The 16,934-nt window shown below is 64.1% G+C and carries 16 protein-coding genes; 9 read left to right on the top strand and 7 right to left on the bottom strand.

From position 1 onward, the window contains the following. Positions 1–46 precede the first annotated feature (46 nt). Together F0Q04_RS14335 and F0Q04_RS14330 are read left to right on the top strand one after the other, a co-directional pair. Positions 47–970, top strand: coding sequence for an ABC transporter permease (locus F0Q04_RS14335; protein ID WP_182341569.1), 924 nt, complete (start codon positions 47–49; stop codon positions 968–970). Positions 971–1,023: 53 nt separating this feature from the next. Further along, positions 1,024–2,301 (top strand): amidohydrolase family protein, encoded by a 1,278-nt coding sequence (locus F0Q04_RS14330; RefSeq protein WP_182341567.1) that lies wholly within the window; start codon positions 1,024–1,026, stop codon positions 2,299–2,301. A 10-nt stretch (positions 2,302–2,311) separates the two neighbouring features. Here F0Q04_RS14330 and F0Q04_RS14325 read toward each other — a convergent pair whose 3' ends face one another. Together F0Q04_RS14325 and F0Q04_RS14320 are read right to left on the bottom strand one after the other, a co-directional pair. Beyond that, positions 2,312–3,493, bottom strand: a complete 1,182-nt coding sequence (locus tag F0Q04_RS14325; RefSeq protein WP_182341564.1) for a glycoside hydrolase family 5 protein — start codon at positions 3,491–3,493, stop codon at positions 2,312–2,314. A 409-nt stretch (positions 3,494–3,902) separates the two neighbouring features. Beyond that, positions 3,903–4,178, bottom strand: a complete 276-nt coding sequence (locus F0Q04_RS14320; RefSeq protein ID WP_027010457.1) for an oxidative damage protection protein — start codon at positions 4,176–4,178, stop codon at positions 3,903–3,905. 308 nt (positions 4,179–4,486) lie between these two features. On the opposite strand from F0Q04_RS14320, the gene F0Q04_RS14315 reads away from it, so the two are divergent. From F0Q04_RS14315 to pepE, 4 genes are all read left to right on the top strand, one after another. Next, positions 4,487–5,533, top strand: coding sequence for a sulfate ABC transporter substrate-binding protein (locus F0Q04_RS14315; RefSeq protein WP_116927695.1), 1,047 nt, complete (start codon positions 4,487–4,489; stop codon positions 5,531–5,533). A 61-nt stretch (positions 5,534–5,594) separates the two neighbouring features. Beyond that, entirely contained in the window at positions 5,595–6,575 is a 981-nt protein-coding gene (locus F0Q04_RS14310; RefSeq protein WP_182341561.1) for a CysB family HTH-type transcriptional regulator, read from the top strand. A gap of 84 nt (positions 6,576–6,659) precedes the next feature. Continuing rightward, positions 6,660–7,424 carry a M48 family metallopeptidase gene (locus F0Q04_RS14305; RefSeq protein WP_232539349.1) on the top strand — a complete coding sequence of 255 codons (765 nt, stop codon included), beginning with the start codon at positions 6,660–6,662 and terminating at the stop codon, positions 7,422–7,424. A gap of 156 nt (positions 7,425–7,580) precedes the next feature. Then, positions 7,581–8,282: a dipeptidase PepE gene (pepE, locus tag F0Q04_RS14300; RefSeq protein WP_182341558.1), complete on the top strand. Its 702-nt coding sequence runs from the start codon at positions 7,581–7,583 to the stop codon at positions 8,280–8,282. Positions 8,283–8,289: 7 nt separating this feature from the next. On the opposite strand, the gene bktB is transcribed toward pepE, so the two are convergent. Continuing rightward, the gene (gene bktB, locus F0Q04_RS14295) at positions 8,290–9,474 is read right to left on the bottom strand and encodes a beta-ketothiolase BktB (protein WP_182341555.1); all 1,185 of its coding nucleotides are present in this window, start codon (positions 9,472–9,474) and stop codon (positions 8,290–8,292) included. 153 nt (positions 9,475–9,627) lie between these two features. Further along, positions 9,628–10,386, bottom strand: coding sequence for an SDR family NAD(P)-dependent oxidoreductase (locus F0Q04_RS14290; RefSeq protein WP_182341552.1), 759 nt, complete (start codon positions 10,384–10,386; stop codon positions 9,628–9,630). A 123-nt stretch (positions 10,387–10,509) separates the two neighbouring features. Between F0Q04_RS14290 and F0Q04_RS14285 the strand changes: the two genes are divergently transcribed. Then, positions 10,510–11,214, top strand: coding sequence for an SDR family oxidoreductase (locus F0Q04_RS14285; RefSeq protein WP_182341549.1), 705 nt, complete (start codon positions 10,510–10,512; stop codon positions 11,212–11,214). A 27-nt stretch (positions 11,215–11,241) separates the two neighbouring features. Here F0Q04_RS14285 and F0Q04_RS14280 read toward each other — a convergent pair whose 3' ends face one another. After that, on the bottom strand, positions 11,242–11,943 hold the full coding sequence (locus F0Q04_RS14280; RefSeq protein ID WP_182341546.1) for an RluA family pseudouridine synthase: 702 nt from the start codon (positions 11,941–11,943) through the stop codon (positions 11,242–11,244). A gap of 244 nt (positions 11,944–12,187) precedes the next feature. On the opposite strand from F0Q04_RS14280, the gene F0Q04_RS14275 reads away from it, so the two are divergent. Together F0Q04_RS14275 and F0Q04_RS14270 are read left to right on the top strand one after the other, a co-directional pair. Further along, on the top strand, positions 12,188–13,828 hold the full coding sequence (locus F0Q04_RS14275) for a 3-(methylthio)propionyl-CoA ligase (protein ID WP_182341543.1): 1,641 nt from the start codon (positions 12,188–12,190) through the stop codon (positions 13,826–13,828). A 59-nt stretch (positions 13,829–13,887) separates the two neighbouring features. Then, positions 13,888–14,679: an SDR family oxidoreductase gene (locus F0Q04_RS14270; RefSeq protein ID WP_182341540.1), complete on the top strand. Its 792-nt coding sequence runs from the start codon at positions 13,888–13,890 to the stop codon at positions 14,677–14,679. 72 nt (positions 14,680–14,751) lie between these two features. Here the strand turns inward: F0Q04_RS14270 and F0Q04_RS14265 are convergent, their stop codons facing one another. Both F0Q04_RS14265 and trmB read right to left on the bottom strand, forming a co-directional pair. Further along, positions 14,752–15,726, bottom strand: a complete 975-nt coding sequence (locus F0Q04_RS14265) for a succinylglutamate desuccinylase/aspartoacylase family protein (RefSeq protein ID WP_182341537.1) — start codon at positions 15,724–15,726, stop codon at positions 14,752–14,754. A 325-nt stretch (positions 15,727–16,051) separates the two neighbouring features. Then, positions 16,052–16,825: a tRNA (guanosine(46)-N7)-methyltransferase TrmB gene (trmB, locus tag F0Q04_RS14260; protein WP_409935157.1), complete on the bottom strand. Its 774-nt coding sequence runs from the start codon at positions 16,823–16,825 to the stop codon at positions 16,052–16,054. Between the last annotated feature and the right edge of the window lie 109 nt (positions 16,826–16,934).

Below are 16,934 nucleotides of genomic sequence, written 5' to 3'. Positions count from 1 at the left end.
CTGTGATGTTGAAACCCCTAAAACAAACGGCAGTGCGAGGTGCATCATGAGCGATGTGATGGATATTTTGGCCAATGCGTCTTTTTGGGTGGCCGTGCTGCGCACCGCTACGCCGCTGCTGCTGGGCACGCTGGGGGTGCTGCTGTGCGAGCGCGCTGGCGTGCTGAACCTGGGCATCGAGGGCATCATGGTGGCCGGTGCCTTTACCGGTTGGCTGACCGTGTATGCCGGCCACGGCCTGTGGACGGGCGTGCTGGTCGCGGCACTCACCGGCGCGGTGCTGGGCAGCCTGCATGCCTGGCTGACGGTGGGCCTGGCGCTGTCGCAGCATGTCTCGGGCCTGGGCATCACGATGCTGGCGACGGCCTTGTCGTACTACGGCTACCGCGTGAGCTTTCCCAAGGTGAACACGCCGCCCACGATCACGCCGTTTGAGGCGATGGACTGGCTGCCGATTCCGATTCTGGGCGACCAGACGGCCTTGACCTTGCTGGCGCTGTTGCTGGTGCCGCTCTTGGCCTGGGTGCTGTTTCGCACGCCTTTGGGTTTGGCGGTGCGCATGGTGGGCGAGAACCCGCAGGCCGCAGAAGGCCAGGGCGTGGCCGTGATGGCGGTGCGCAGCGGTGCGATCATTGCAGGCTCGGCGCTGATGGGCGTGGCGGGTGCGTTTTTGACGCTGTCGGCCTTCAACGCGTTTTTCTTCAACATGGTCAACGGCCGGGGCTGGATCTGCGTGGCGCTGGTGGTGTTTGCCTCCTGGCGGCCAGGCAAGGCTTTGCTCGGCGCGCTGCTGTTTGCGTTCTTCGACGCACTGCAGCTGCGGCTGCAGCAGTCGGGCAATGGCCTCGTGCCCTACCAGTTCTATCTGATGCTGCCATACCTGCTGTCGATCCTGGCGCTGGTGCTGGTGGCCCGCAAAGCCGCCTACCCACAGGCTTTGATGAAACCCTACCGCAAAGGTGAGCGCTGAGCCGCGCTTTGCGCTCCACGATGCAGACCCTGGTCTGCCTACAAGGATAAAAAATGCTTGATTTATTGATTCACAATGCCAGCTTGCCCGATGGCCGCAAGAACATGTCGGTGGCTGTGCAGGACGGCAAGATTGCCGAGGTGAGCGAGGGCCTGCAGGCGCCCGCTGCCGAGGTGGTGGACGCCCAGGGCCTGCTGCTGAGCCCACCCTTTGTGGACCCGCATTTCCACATGGATGCGACCCTGAGCTACGGCATGCCGCGTGTCAACGAAAGCGGCACCTTGCTCGAAGGCATTGCGCTCTGGGGCGAGCTCAAACCCCAGCTGACGCATGAGGCGCTGGTCGAGCGTGCCTTGGCCTACTGCGACTGGGCGGTGGCGCGCGGCCTCCTGGCCATCCGCAGCCATGTGGACACCAGCGATCCGAGCCTGCTGCCGGTCGAAGCGATGCTCGATGTGCAAAAGCGCGTGGCGCCCTATATCGACCTGCAGCTGGTGGCCTTTCCGCAAGACGGCGTGCTGCGCACACCGGGCGGGCTGGACAACCTCAAGCGCGCGCTGGACCTGGGCGTCGATGTCGTCGGCGGCATTCCGCACTTTGAGCGCACCATGGTCGATGGCGCCGAGAGCGTGCGCATTCTCTGCGAGCTGGCCGCCGAGCGCGGCAAGCGGGTGGACATGCACTGCGACGAGTCGGATGACCCGATGTCACGCCATGTGGAGACCCTGGCCTACCACACCCAGCGCCTGGGCCTGCAGGGCCGCGTGACCGGCTCGCACCTCACCTCCATGCACAGCATGGACAACTACTACGTCAGCAAGCTGATGGCACTGATGGCCGAGGCGCAGCTGGGCGTTGTCAGCAACCCCTTGATCAATATCACGATCCAGGGCCGCCATGACAGCTACCCCAAGCGCCGGGGCATGACGCGCGTGCCCGAGCTGATGGCCGCGGGCCTCACGGTGGCATTTGGCCATGACTGCGTGATGGACCCCTGGTATAGCCTGGGTTCGGGCGACGCGCTAGAGGTGGCCAGCATGGGCCTGCATGTGGCGCAGATGACCAGCCGCGCGGGCATGCAGCAATGCTTTGATGCCATCACCCTGAACCCCGCACGCTTGCTGGGCCTCCAAGGCTATGGCATCGAGCAAGGTGCAAATGCCGACTTTGTGCTGCTGCATGCCAAGGACCCGGTCGAGGCGCTGCGCCTGAAGGCCACGCGCCTGGGCGTATGGCGCCGTGGCCAGCGCATTGCCAGCACGCCGGCACCGGTGGCCACGTTGAATGTGCCAGGGCGCCCAGCCAGCACTACGCTGCTGAGCGCGCGCTAATCGGCAGCTTTCAGCGCTGTTGCAAGCGCTTGCGGATGGGCTCGAACTCGGGGGTCGCGCTGCGCTTGACCGGATCGGGCAGGCCTTTTTCCATCGCCTCCCAGTAGCGCCAGTCCACCTTGGCCTGGCCCAGTTCGTAGTCCATCGCATCCCAGGCATCTTCCCGAAAGCTGTAAAAGGCCCAGTGGTAGCGCTTGTCCTCGGCATAGGACAGAACATCGTCCAGGTACTGGCTGCAGCTGTCGAGCATGCGCACACAGCCAAACTCGCCCATGACGATCTGTTCGGGCGCAATCGCCAAGGAGCGTGCCCAGCCGTTGACGGCATCCAGGTACTGGGCCACGCGCTGCTGGTTCCACAGCTGGGTCTTGCCGGCAAAGGGCATCTCTCCCGGGTAGCGGTAGGGCTGCTTGCGCTTCAAGTTGGGGCCGCTGGTCGCCTGGTAGGGCTCGTACATGTGAAAGCTGTAGAGCACCCTTTTGTCCTGCAGCGCCTCGGGCCAATAGACGAAGGCGTCCGCCGCGCCATACCAACCGGCATCGACCATGACGGGTGTGTCCGGGTCGACCGCGCGGATCTGGGCAATCAGGTACTGGTAGAAGGCGGGTAGATCATGCGATCCGCCCTGGGCATTGGCATACCAGGCCTGCATGTCTGGTGCACTGGCATGCTCGGCCAGGCCGCCTTGTTTTTCGGGCGCGGGCTCGTTGATCAGGTTATAGGCCGCTATGCCGGGCGTGTCCTTCAAGGCGCGCGCCAGGTCCTGCCAAAACTGGCCGGCGGCCTTCCAGTGCGCCTTGTCCTGCCAGATGCGGTCATCAAACTTACCCTGATTGTTTTGCGACCAGCGTGACAGCGGCAGGGACAGCGGCGCAATCACCACTTTGAGCCCCGCCGCATGGGCCTTGGCCACCGACGCCTTGAGCGTGGCAAGGTCCGATGCCATCAGCTGCTGGTAGTCATCCGCATTGCCCATCAAAAAATCGCGCTGCTCGGGCTTCCATTTGTCGTAGGACAGCCGCACCCAGCTGGCGCCATAGCCGCGCAAGTCCTGGTAATAGCGGGTATCCGGCGGCAAGCGGTTAAAGCTGTTGCCCCCGCGTTGTGTGGTGGTCCAGAAGGCGGCCCGGTCGGCCGCTCGCACCGATGCGGACAGCGCCAGTGCAAGGCAGAGGGCAGAAATCTTGAACATGGAACCAGGGCGGAGGGCAAGCCGGTAGCAAAGGGGTGTGCAGATGCTATCACTGCGATTGGGGCGATTGATTTCTATTTGCAACCAGTCGGGGCGCTTTCGAGGCTGCTTTTTGGGGGCTGTGTCGTGTATCCATGCCATTGGCCCGGTAGCACACCATGAAGCACCATGTCGCTTGGTGTCGCAGCAAGGCAGGTCCCAACCAAGGCTGCGGGCGCCAAGTCCTGCCCATGCGGGCTGGGTAGATGCCGTGCAGGCCAGGGTTTCGAAACCAGATGTCTGCAGGGCCGAGGGACCCTGGCTGTATCGCCCGTTAGTGGACCGTACACCCATAAAAAATGGCAGCTGAGGCTGCCATTTTTCAGGCCGGGGAGAGTTGTCCCTGGCCTGCACTTGTACGAGTGCCGTATCAGTCTGCAGTGGGCGGCACGTAGCCGACGGCTGCATCAGCGCCTTCGCCAAAGAAATGGTTTTCCATTTGGCGAGCCAGGTACTGGCGAGCGCGCTGGTCGGCCAGGTTCAGGCGGTTTTCGTTGACCAGCATGGTCTGGTGCTTGAGCCAGCCAGCCCAGGCTTCCTTGCTGACGTTTTCCCACAGGCGCTTGCCCAGCTCACCAGGGTAGGGGGGAAAGTCGAGGCCCTCGGCTTCTTTGTGCAGTTTGACGCAGTTGACCATACGTGCCATGGGAGATGCTTCCTTCGTTGGGTTGACGCTGTTGCACTGGCAGGGTGCTTGCCCGATGCTGCCGCAGTCTGCGGGCGGTTGCCCAGCATGGCCTGCTTTGCCCACACTGCCAACCAGAGTTGGGGCATTGGCGAGCTTCCTGCCTTGCCAGTCCCGAAACCGGGCCTGGCAGATGCGTTTTCGCGTCTTGTTAATAAGTTTCAGTCATAAAAAACTGAATTAATAGTAGTTTGAGTTTTTATGGCCGCGTTTCAGAATGTGTTCAAGCCTAACAAGCCCTACGACTTTTGCCATTCTGAAAGTGTTCCATGCAACAACGCCGCCACTTTATCAAGTTTCCGATAGCCGCAGCCGCAGTCGCGTCTCTGATGGCGCTGGCGCCCGCTGTTTTTAGCGGCGCAGCCCATGCCCAGGCACCAGCACCAGTGACCTTGCTCAACGTGTCCTACGACCCGACCCGTGAGCTGTACAACCAGTTCAACCAGGCCTTTGCCAAGCACTGGAAGGACACGACCGGCCAGACCGTGACGATCAAGCAGTCGCATGGCGGCTCGGGCAAGCAGGCGCGGGCCATCATCGATGGCATCGAGGCCGATGTGGCCACCTTGGCCTTGGCCGGTGACATTGATGCACTGAACAAATACGGCCAGCTGGTGCCGGCCGATTGGCAAAAGCGCCTGCCGCTCAACAGCGCGCCTTACACCTCGACCATTGTGTTCCTGGTCAAAAAGGGCAATCCCAAGGGCATCAAGGACTGGGGCGATCTGATCAAGCCCGATGTCAAGGTGATCACGCCCAACCCCAAGACCAGCGGCGGCGCGCGCTGGAACTACCTGGCCGCCTGGGAGTTTGGCAAACGCAACTATGGCGGTGAGGCCGGTGCCAAGGACTACATCACCAAGCTGTTCAAGAATGTGCCGATTCTCGACACCGGCGCGCGTGGCTCGACCGTGACCTTTGTGCAGCGCGGCCAGGGCGATGTGCTGCTGGCCTGGGAAAACGAGGCCTACCTGGCATTGAAGGAGTTTGGCCCCGAGAAGTTCGAGATCGTCACCCCCTCGCTGTCGATCCTGGCCGAGCCCACGGTGACCGTCGTCGACAAGGTGGTGGACAAGCGCGGCACGCGCAAGATTGCCGATGCCTACCTGCAGTACCTGTACTCGGACGAAGGCCAGGACATTGCCGGCCGCAACTTCTACCGCCCCACCGCCGAAGCGGCCAAAGCCAAATACGCCAGCCAGTTCGCGACGCTCAAGCTCTTCACCATCGATGAGGCCTTTGGCGGCTGGACCAAGGCCGACGCTGCGCACTTTGCCGATGGCGGCAGCTTTGACCAGATCTACACCAAGAAATAAGCAAGGACGCTGAACCAGCCGCCGGGGACCCCTGGCGGCTGGGTCCACAAAGGTGAATGTTATGAATTTTCAGCAACTGCGGGCCGTGCGCGAAGCCGCCCGCAATGGCTACAACCTGACCGAGGTGGCGCATGTGCTCTACACCTCGCAGCCAGGCGTGAGCCGCCAGATCCGCGAGTTGGAAGACGAGCTGGGTGTGGACATCTTTATCCGCGCCGGCAAGCGCCTGACCGGGCTGACCCCACCGGGTGAGGCCATTTTGCCGATCGTGGACCGCCTGCTGCTGGAGTCCGAAAACCTGCGCCGCGCTGGTGCCGATTTTCATGCCAGCCGCAGCGGCCAACTGAGCATTGCCGCCACTCACTCGCAGGCGCGCTACGCGCTGCCGCTGGTGGTGCGCGATTTTCGTGAGCAGTTTCCCGATGTGGCCCTGCACCTGCACCAGGGCTCGCCCCGGCAGGTCGCTGAGATGCTGCTGAGTGGCGCGGCCGATATCGGCGTGGCCACCGAAGCGCTCACCGGCTATGCGAGCTTGGCGACCCTGCCGGGTTACCGCTGGACCCACTCGGTGGTCGTGCCCCCAGGCCACCCCTTGCTGGCCCAGCAAGAGGCTGGAAGGCCGCTGACCTTGCAATCGCTGGTGCGCTTTCCGATCATCACCTATGAGCAGGGTTACACCGGCCGCTCGCACATTGATGAGTCGTTTGCCGCCGCCGAGGTCACGCCCAATGTGGTGCTGACCGCCATGGATGCTGACGTGATCAAGACCTATGTCGAGCTGGGCATGGGCATCGGCATCGTCGCCTCCATCGCCTTTGATGAGGAGCGCGACCGCAACCTGCGCGCCATCGACGCGGGCCATTTGTTCAAGGTCAACACCACCCGCATTGCACTGCGCAAGGGCGTGTGGCTGCGCGCCTATGCGCTGCAGTTCATCGAGAGCTTTGTGCCGACCTTGAAGCGCGAGGTGGTGCTGCAGGCCGTGTCGGCGACGGCACCGGATGACGCATCGGCGCAGGCCGCCACGCAAAAAGCTGCCTGAGCGATCTCTGGGGTATAAAAACTATCATTTCGATAATCGCACGCTATGATGAACGTTTTCAACGTGCAGATGAGGAGATAGCGGATGCGCAAAACGATGATGGTGACGGGCCTGGTGGCTGCTTTGGCCCTGGCCGGCTGCAAGACCATGGATACGGGCAACCTGGGCGGACTGATGGAGTCCGGCTCGACGGCGATGAAGGCCATGACATTGACCGACGGCGATGTCGTGGCCTTGTCCAATGAATCCTGCGCCGCGCTGGACCAGCAAAACAAGCTCGCGCCTGCGAACAACAAGTACAGCCAGCGCCTGGCCAAGGTCGTCGCCAACATGCCCCAAGAAGTGGAAGGCAAGAAGGCCGACTACAAGGTCTACCTGACCAGTGATGTGAACGCCTGGGCGATGGCCAATGGCTGCATCCGCGTCTACAGCGGCCTGATGGACCTGATGAACGACGACGAGCTGCGCGGCGTGATCGGCCATGAAATCGGCCACGTGGCGCTGGGCCACAGCAAGCGCCGCATGCAGACGGCCTATGCCACCTCGGCCGCACGCCAGATTGCCGCCAATAGCGGCAATGCCACCTTGGCATCGCTGTCGAGCTCGCAAGCGGGCGAGCTGGGTGAAAAGTTCATCCATGCGCAGTTCTCGCAGGCCAACGAGTCTGCGGCCGACAACTACTCCTTTGACCTGCTCACCAAGCAAAAGATGGAGCGCAAGGGCCTCGTCACCGCTTTCCAGAAGCTCGCCAAGCTGAGCGGCGGTGGCGGCAACTCGCTGATGGATTCGCACCCACCGTCGGACGCCCGCGCCAAGGCGATGCAGGCACGGCTGGACAGCGGCAAGTAAGCAGTCGATAGACAAGAAGGGACTGGCGCGGGGCATGCCGCCGCGCCAGTCCTTTTTTTGCGCTCGGCTCCTTTGTCGGCGCCGACCTTCTGTGCTTGGGTGACGCCGCCGCAGTGCAGGGGCTGCTATGCTGGCTGCCTCATTCAAAGAGGTGTTATGCAGTTACTGTTGTTGAGCAACTCCCGCGCGCCCGATGGCGGCTACCTGACTTTTTGCCGCGAGGCGCTGGCAGCCCAGCTGCAAGGCGTGCAAAAGGCGCTGTTTGTGCCCTTTGCCGGGGTCTCGCTCAGCTGGGACGACTACACAGCGCAGGTGCAAGCGGCCATCGCCCACACCGGCGTGCAGCTGGTGGGCGCGCACCAGACGGATGCGCTGGAGCCGTTTTTGGCCGGGGATATCCAGGCCATCATCGTCGGCGGCGGCAATACCTTCCAGCTGCTGGCCCAATGCCGCAAGCGAGGCTGGCTGGTGCGCATCGGCGACGCGGCACGTTCGGGCCGCATGTCCTACACCGGCTGGAGTGCCGGCGCCAATCTGGCGGGCCTGACGATCAACACCACCAATGACATGCCCATCGTCGACCCGCAGGGCTTTGGCGCGTTGGGCCTGGTGCCGTTTTGCATCAACCCCCACTACCACAACAGCCTGCCGCCTGGCCACCAGGGCGAGACGCGCGACCAGCGCCTGGCGGAGTTCCTGGTCGCCAACCCGGACAAGCAGGTGGTCGCTCTGCCCGAGGGCAGCTGGCTGCACGTGCGCGGTGGCCAGGCCCAGGTCGCAGGGCAGTTTGCGGCCAAGCGCTTTGCAGCGGGCAAGCCGGTGGAAGACTTGCCCGTGGGGACTGCGCTGGCGCTTTAAGGCTTGGTTAGACGCGTTCGAAGATGGCGGCAATGCCCTGGCCGCCGCCAATGCACATGGTGACGAGTGCATAGCGGCCGCCGGTGCGGTGCAGCTCATGGATCGCCTTGACGGTGATGATCGCGCCGGTGGCTCCAATCGGGTGGCCCAGCGAGATGCCCGAACCATTGGGGTTGACCTTGGCCGGGTCGGCGCCCAGGCCCTTGGTCACTGCGCAGGCTTGTGCGGCAAAGGCTTCGTTGGCTTCGATGACATCCATATGGTCCAGCTTGAGGCCGGTCTTGGCCAGCACGGCCTTGGACGCGGGCACGGGGCCAATGCCCATGATCTTGGGATCGACCCCTGCATGGGCATAGCCCACCAAACGGGCCAGCGGCTTGGCGCCGCGCGCCTTGGCGGCGGCGGCTTCCATCAGCACCACGGCGGCTGCGGCGTCATTGATACCCGAGGCGTTGGCGGCGGTGACCGTGCCGTCTTCCTTGATGAAGACGGGCTTCATCTTCTGGAAGTCCTCGATCTTGGCGCCGGCGCGGAAGTGCTCGTCCTTGTCAAAGCTGATATCGCCCTTCTTGCTTTTGAGCACCACGGGCACGATCTGGCCGGCAAAGCGGTTCTCGGCCCAGGCCTGCTCGGCACGCTGGTGGCTGCTCAGTGCCAATTGGTCCTGGTCATCGCGGCTGATGCCAAATTCCTTGGCCACGTTCTCGGCGGTCACACCCATGTGGATGTTGTGGAACGGGTCATGTAGCGCGCCGGTCATCATGTCGATCATCTTGAAATCGCCCATGCGTGCGCCCCAGCGGCTGGTGGTGCTGGCGTAGGGCGCGCGGCTCATGTTCTCGGCGCCGGCGCCAATGGCCACGTCATAGTCACCGAGCAAAATGCCCTGGCTGGCCGTCACAATTGCCTGCAGGCCCGAGCCGCAGAGGCGGTTGACGTTCATCGCCGGTGTCTCCTGCGGGCAGCCACCCTGGATGGCCGCCACGCGGCTCAGGTACATGTCCTTGGGCTCCGTGTTGACCACGTGGCCGAAGACCACATGGCCCACATCCTTGCCTGCAATGCCGGCGCGGGCCAGCGACTCCTTGACCACCAGTGCGCCCAGCTCGGTCGGTGGAACATCCTTGAGGCTGCCGCCAAAGGTGCCGATGGCAGTGCGCACGGCGCTGCAGACAAGTACTTCACGGGACATGGAAAGGTCTCCTGTTTACGTTGGAATGGGCATGCAGATGTTGCCCTGCAGCATTATTGCCAGCCAGGCGGCCCATGTGCAAACCGCAGGCGGCCAGCGCGCACCTTGGTGACAGTCCATGGCGGGCATGGACCCTGCGCTGCGCGCCGTGGTTCAAGGCTCGCGCACGTCGGCAATCACATGCTGGCCAAAGTCGGCGCGGTCCAGCCAGCCCAGCACCTTGGCACCGGCTTCTGCCGGGCTGCTGAGTTTGCCGCCCTCATGCAGGCCCTTGAAGTTGCCCACATCGGGGAAGGCGCCCGCATCGGCATTGCGCAGCTGCACCTGCATGTCAGTATCGATCACGCCGGGCGCGAGCGAGACGATCTTGGCGCCATGGGGCTTGTGCGCCTCTTCCAGCGCTACGCAGCGGGCGTAGGCATCCATGCCGGCCTTGGCCGTGCAGTAGGCGGCCTGCGATGCCATGGGGCGGCGGCCCAGGCCGGATGAAACATTGAGCACTTTTTTCGGCACAGTCCAGGCTTCGGTCGCGCCCAGAAACACGCCGGTCAGGGCCATCGGCGCCTCCAGCCCCACGCGCAGCGCATTGCGCAGGTCGGGCGTGGCCAGGTCGGACAGCGGGGCGATCTGCGGAATCACGCCGGCGTTGTTGATCAGGGTGATGCTGGCCCAGTCGCTGGCCTGGAGGCTGCGCAGCCAGTCGCCCAGGCGCTGGGCGGCGGCATCGGTGTCGCCCAGGTCCTGCTCCCACTGGATGAGTTGGTCAGGCGATGGAGCGGCAGCGGCCAGCGCGCTGGAGCTGCGGCGCGCAATGCTCAGCACGGTGTGGCCCTTGGCCAGAAGTTGCTGGCCCATGGCCAGGCCCATACCGCGCGAGCCGCCGGTCAGGATGGTGAGGTGTTTGGTGGTCATAACTGCTTATCGTAACGGCAGATGGCGCTGAGCGCGACGGCGTTTTTCCCGGTGGCCTGCACAAGTGCGGCGGCTTGGTTAGGATGGGCAGCTTTGGAATCACAAAGAAAAAGGAAGCACAGCATGGACCAATCCAAAGTAGCCATCGTGATCGCCGGTGGATCCGGCATGGGCGCAGCGGCGGCACGCCAGTTGCACCAGGCCGGTTATGCGCTGGGCATCTTGTCGTCCTCGGGCAAGGGCGAGGCGCTGGCCCAGGAGCTGGGCGGTGTGGGCGTGACGGGCTCCAACCAGTCTGTGGCCGATATGCAAAAGCTGGTGGATGCGGTGATGGCGCGCTATGACCGCATCGATGTGCTGGTCAATGGCGCCGGCCACGGCCCCAAGGGTGACCTGCTGTCGATCAGCGATGAGGACTGGATCAAGGGCCTGGAGGTCTACTTTCTGAACGTGGTGCGCGCCACGCGCCTGGTTGCGCCCATCATGCAAAAGCAGGGCGGCGGCGCCATCATCAATATCTCATCGGCCTGGGCGTTTGAGCCGGCAGCGCTGTTCCCCACCTCGGCCATGGCGCGCTCCGGCCTGGCGGCCTTTACCAAGATCTTCTGCGACGAATACGGCAAGCACAACATCCGCATGAACAATGTGCTGCCCGGCTGGATTGACAGCCTGCCCAAGAAGGACGAGCGCCAGGCAGCGGTGCCACTGCAGCGCTACGGCAAGGCCGACGAGATTGGCGCGACGGTGGCCTTTTTGGCCTCCGATGGTGCGGCCTATATCACCGGCCAGAACATCCGCGTGGATGGCGGCCTGATGCGCCACGTCTAATACGACCCGGCCGTTCTAGCACGGCCTTTAGAAATCGGCCGCCAGCCGGCAGTCCAGCCACTGGCCGGTCACCGGGTGGGCAAAGCCCAGCTGCTGCGCCTGCAGCAGCAGGCGTGGCGCCATCGCCTGCACTGCGGCGCTGGCATACAGGCCGTCGCCCAGCATCGCATGGCCGATGGCCTGCATATGCAGGCGCAGCTGGTGGGTGCGGCCGGTCAGCGGCTCCAGCCACAGGCGCGTGCTGCCGGCAGGGATGGCGGGCAGCGCGGCCGCTTCCTCCGCATTCATCGCCCGCCACCAGGTCTGGCTGGGCTTGCCCATCTCCCCATCCACCCGCTGCAAAGGTCGGCGCTCCCAGTCGGCGATCAGCGGCAGATCCACCAGGCTCCAGGTATGGCCATCCTGCGGCATCGCGGCATGCAGCACATGCTCAGGTGCCAGAGGCTGTGCAACTGGATTGCCGTAGACCACGGCGGTATAGCGCTTGCGCACGGCGCGGGCCGCAAAGGCATCGCCCAGCGCACGCTGCACGGACAGGCTGCGCGCCATCACGACGAGGCCCGAGGTGGGCTGGTCCAGCCGGTGCACCACCAGCGCATCGGGCCATTGCTGGCGGGCCCGGGCGCTGAGGCAATCCTGCTTGTCTTCTCCCCGGCCGGGCACGCACAACAGGCCCGATGGCTTGTTCAGCACCAGCAGGTGTTCGTCGATGTAGTCGGGGATCAGCATGGGGCGGTGTGAGACGAAAGCAGCGCCTGATTCTAAGTGCTGCAGCCTAGGTGACAGCGCGCGCTGCGCACTGCGCGCGCCTGCCTGTACTGTATGCCTCGTCATATGCTGCAGGCATTTGCTCATGCAACCCGCTGGCAGTGCGGGTTGCTACGATGCCCTTTGCTGCGCGCACGCGCTATAAAAACAGATGCATGCCGGTGGGGGCAACGCGCCGCCACTGGCCATACCACAAGGAGACCCAATGCTAGGCCTGATGCAAAAGCAGCAACTGCTGACCTCCAACCTGCTGGAGTTTGCGGAGCGTTACCACCGCGATACCGAAATCGTCTCGCGCCGCGTGGAAGGTGATATCCACCGCTACACCTATGGCGACTTTGCGCAGCGCGCCCGCCAGCTGGCGCAGGCCCTGGATGGCATGGGGCTGGCCGCGGGCGCGCGCGTGGCGAGTCTGGCCTGGAATGGCTACCGCCATATGGAGCTGTACTACGGCGTGGGCGGCTCGGGCCGGGTCATCCATACCTTGAACCCCCGGCTGCACCCCGACCAGGTGGTCTGGATCGTCAACCATGCCGAGGACGAGGTGCTGTGTTTTGACAGCTGCTTCCTGCCCATCGTGCAGGCCATCCACGCGCGCTGCCCGACGGTACGCCAATGGGTGGCGCTGTGTGATGCTGACCAACTGCCTGCCGATGCCGGCATCCCCGGCCTGGTGGCCTACGAGGCCTGGATTGCGGCTGCCGACGGCGCCTACCAGTGGCCCGAGTTTGACGAAAATACCGCCTGCGGCATGTGCTACACCAGCGGCACCACGGGCAATCCCAAGGCCGTGCTGTACTCGCACCGCAGCACCGTCTTGCATGCCTATGGCGCTTCGCTGCCCGATGTGATGGACATCTCCTCGCGCGATGTGGTGCTGCCGGTCGTGCCGATGTTCCATGTCAACGCCTGGGGCCTGCCGTTTTCCGGGCCGCTCAATGGCGCCAAGCTGGTGTTTCCCGGCCCGGCGCTCGATGGCCCCTCGGTCTACGCGCTGATGGAGGCCGAGAAGGTAACCTTTGCCGCTGGCGTGCCCACGGTCTGGCAGATGCTGCTGAGCCATGTGCAAAGCCAGGGCCTGCGCTTTGGCAGCCTGCAGCGCACCATCATTGGCGGCTCGGCCTGCCCGCCGGCGATGATCAAGACCTTCCAGGAGGACTATGGCGTCACCGTGCTGCATGCCTGGGGTATGACCGAACTCAGCCCGCTGGGCACCGTCTGCACCTTGAAGCACAAGCACCTGGACCTGCCGGCCGACACCCAGGCGCAGCTGCTGGCCAAACAGGGCCGGGTCATCTTTGGCGTGGACATGAAGATCGTCGGTGACGACGGCCAGGACCAGCCCTGGGATGGCAAGACCTATGGCGACCTGCTGGTGCGCGGCCCCTGGGTGGTGGCGGACTACTACCGCAGCGAGGGCGCCTCGCCGCTGGTCACTGATGCGCAGGGGCGCGATTGGTTTCCCACCGGCGATGTGGCCACCATCGATGCCGATGGCTTTATGCAGATCACTGACCGCAGCAAGGATGTGATCAAGTCCGGGGGCGAATGGATCAGCTCCATCGATATCGAGAACATTGCGATGGCCCACCCGGCCGTCGCGATGGCTGCCTGCGTGGGCATGCCCCATCCCAAGTGGGACGAACGGCCGGTGGTTTTTGTAGCGCTCAAGAAGGGCGCTGCCGTGAGCGAGGAGGACTTGCTCGCCTTCTACCAGGGCAAGATGGCCAAGTGGCAGATCCCCGATGCCGTGATTTTTGTGGAGGCCATTCCGCTGGGTGCCACCGGCAAGATGCTCAAGACCCGGCTGCGTGAGCAGTTCAAGGACTATGTGCTGCCAGCCTGATGGCTGCATTTTGAATGACTCGCTGAACGACCTTTTCAGCCCTACCAGGAGGCCTTTGCATGACGCGCAAGATTGGGCAATTATTGGATCTGACCGGCAAGACGGCGCTGGTGACGGGCGGCTCGCGCGGCCTGGGGCTGCAGCTGGCCCATGCGCTGGGCGAGGCTGGCGCCAAGGTGGTGGTGACCAGCCGCAAGGCCAGCGAGCTGGAAGCGGCGGTGGCCGAGCTGGGAGGCGCAGGCATTGATGCGCGCTGGATTGCTGCCGACTGCGCGGTCGACAGCGAGATCGAGCGCCTGGCCATCGAGGTGCTGGGGCGCGTGGGCGATGTGGACATTCTGGTCAACAACGCCGGTGCCAGCTGGGGGGCGCCGGCCGAAGACCACCCGGCCGCCGCTTGGGACAAGGTGATGAACCTGAATGTACGCGGCTATTTTCTGCTGTCGCAGCAGCTGGCCAAGCGCTGCATGATTGCGCGCCGGCAGGGCGCCATCATCAACCTGGCATCGATTGCCGGGCTGGGCGGCAACCCGGTGGGCATGAAGACCATCGCCTACAACACCAGCAAGGGCGCGGTCATCAACTTCACCCGCGCGCTCGCTGCCGAATGGGGGCACTACGGCATCCGCGTCAATGCCATCGCACCGGGTTTTTTCCGCACCAAGATGGCCAATGGCCTGATTGACCAGATCGGCGAGGATGCGATGACGGCCGGCGTGCCGCTGGGCCGCTTGGGCGGGGATGATGATTTGAAAGGTTCTGCGGTGCTGCTGGCCAGCGATGCGGGCAAACACATCACCGGCCAATGCCTGGCCGTTGATGGCGGCGTCAGCATTGTCACTGCGGGTTGATGCGGGGAGCCTTAACCGGTCAGGCTGGCCGGGTACTTCGATGGGCCTCCCGCAAAGGGCAGCCCCCCTGCATCAGCTGCGGTCCGTCTGCGCCAGGTAGAACCACTCGCGGTTCACGGCGGCATCGGGCTGGGGGAAGATCACGCAGCCATCGAAGGGCGCCAGAATCTGGCTGCCATCGGCGCGGGTGGCGAGCAGGTCACCCTGGCGGAACGGGTCAAAGTTCTGCCACTCCTTTTGCATGCGGTCATCGGCGCTTTGGCGCATGAACACCTGGCGCATATGGTGGGTGGTGTACTGGGCGACGGGCTCGACGGTCACATCGGCCATCTCCAGCAGGGCCAGTACGCCAGCGATACAGCGGTCGGCCACCTCGATGGCCTGGGGCTCTTCGTGCGAGCCCGACTCCACGGTGATCGCGTAGCCCCCGCGGCTGCGCATGAACTCATTGGTGCCGATGCCGTGCTCGGGGCGAAGGGCGCCGCCGCTGGCCTTCACTGCCTGTTCATACACCTCCAGCCAGCCTTGCACGATGATGGGCAGGCCCACGGCCTTGGCAAAGGCCTCTTCCTCTTGCTGGCGGGCAAAGGGCTCGAGCGTGCCGGTGTTGTTGAGCGGGCCGGTCATCGCAAAGGCCCGGCCTTCGCCGCTGTAGGAGTGCAGATCGAGCAGCGCATCATGGCTCTCGAGCAGCGGGGCCAGTGCATTGACCATATGGTCTTCAAAGTTCTGCGGCTGGGCCTGGGGCACAAAGTTGCGGTTGAGGTTGCGGTCGCCTTCGCGCTCGTTCTTGATAAAGGCCTTGGGGTTGGCCACGGGCACCATCGTCAGGCGGCCGCGCTTGAGGCGCACCTGGCCCGATTCAAAGCGCTCGATCCAGCGGCGGATCGCATGCGTGCCACTTTGCTCATTGCCATGCACGGCGCCAAAGATCAGCAGCGACGGGCCCGGCACGGCGGACGCCCAGCCGTAGCTGCGCAGCGCAGCAGGTTGCTCGGCAGAAGGGCTGTGGTCCTGTTGCGGGATATGGAAGCGAGAGACGGTCATTGCAGTTTTCCGGTGTGATGGCCTGCCAGCCCGGGCCGCTGCGTCACAAGCCTTGCATCCCGCCAGGGACTGTCGCACCAGAGCAGGGCGCAAGGTTTATACCCACAACCGTGGGGCAGGGGGCGGCATGTGCCATTGGCCCCAGCGTCTGGGTGCCAGCAGCCATCCTACCGCATCGGGCGCTGCAGGCGGCCGATTCTGCTATCAATTTTGATACGCAAAGCAACGGTTACCTGGCCCCTGGGGTGCGCCGCACTCTGCAAAAAGCAAAAAAGACTGCCCAAGCAGCCTTTTTCAGCAAAGCGGGCATCTAGGCCCAGCGCGCTTATGCAGCGCGCGTGAACACCAGGTCCCAGACACCATGGCCCAGACGCAGACCGCGGTTTTCGAACTTGGTCAGCGGGCGGTACTCGGGCTGCGGCGCGTAGCCGTCGGCCGTGTTCTTCAGGTCCGGGTTGGCCGAGAGCACCTCGAGCATCTGCTCGGCATAGGGCTGCCAGTCGGTGGCGCAGTGGATATAGCCACCGGGCCTCAAATGGGCGACGAGCTGGGCCACAAACGGCGCCTGGATCAGGCGGCGCTTGTTGTGCTTTTTCTTGTGCCAGGGATCGGGGAAGAACACATGGATGCCGTCGAGCGAGCCCGGCTGCAGCATGTTCTCCAGCACTTCCACGGCGTCGTGCTGGAAGATGCGGATATTGGTGATGTCCTGCTCGCCGATGCGCTTGAGCAGCGCGCCCACGCCCGGCTCATGCACTTCGCAGCACAGGAAATTGTCGTCCGGGCGAACGCGGGCGATGTGCGCCGTGGCCTCGCCCATGCCAAAGCCGATTTCCAAAATCACCTTGGCCTGGCGGCCAAAGGCGGCCTCGGCATTGAAGGCCTCGCCGGTGTAAGGCAGCACATAGCGCGCGCCCAGCGTTTCAAAGGCCTTGGCCTGGCCGGTGGTGGTGCGGCCGGCGCGGCGCACGTAGGAGCGGATGGTCTTGGGATGGGCCACATCCGCAGGCGCATGGCCGGGGGCACTGCTGGCATCGCGTGCGTTGGTGATGATGGGCTCGGGCACGGGGCCAGCAGCAGGCGTCGAAGAAGATTGCATGGTCATGGAGGTGCCGCTCAGCACAGGCGGCAAGGTGGCGCTTGCCCGGCAAGGGGCGCTGGGCCGCGTCAAAAAAGGGGCTATTGTAGATTTTTCCAGTCTGCAATGA

It is taken from the genome of Comamonas koreensis, assembly GCF_014076495.1.
GTDB lineage: Bacteria > Pseudomonadota > Gammaproteobacteria > Burkholderiales > Burkholderiaceae_C > Comamonas > Comamonas squillarum.
Note: the sequence above shows the minus strand (reverse complement) of the source record. Positions and strands in the feature narration are given on the sequence as shown.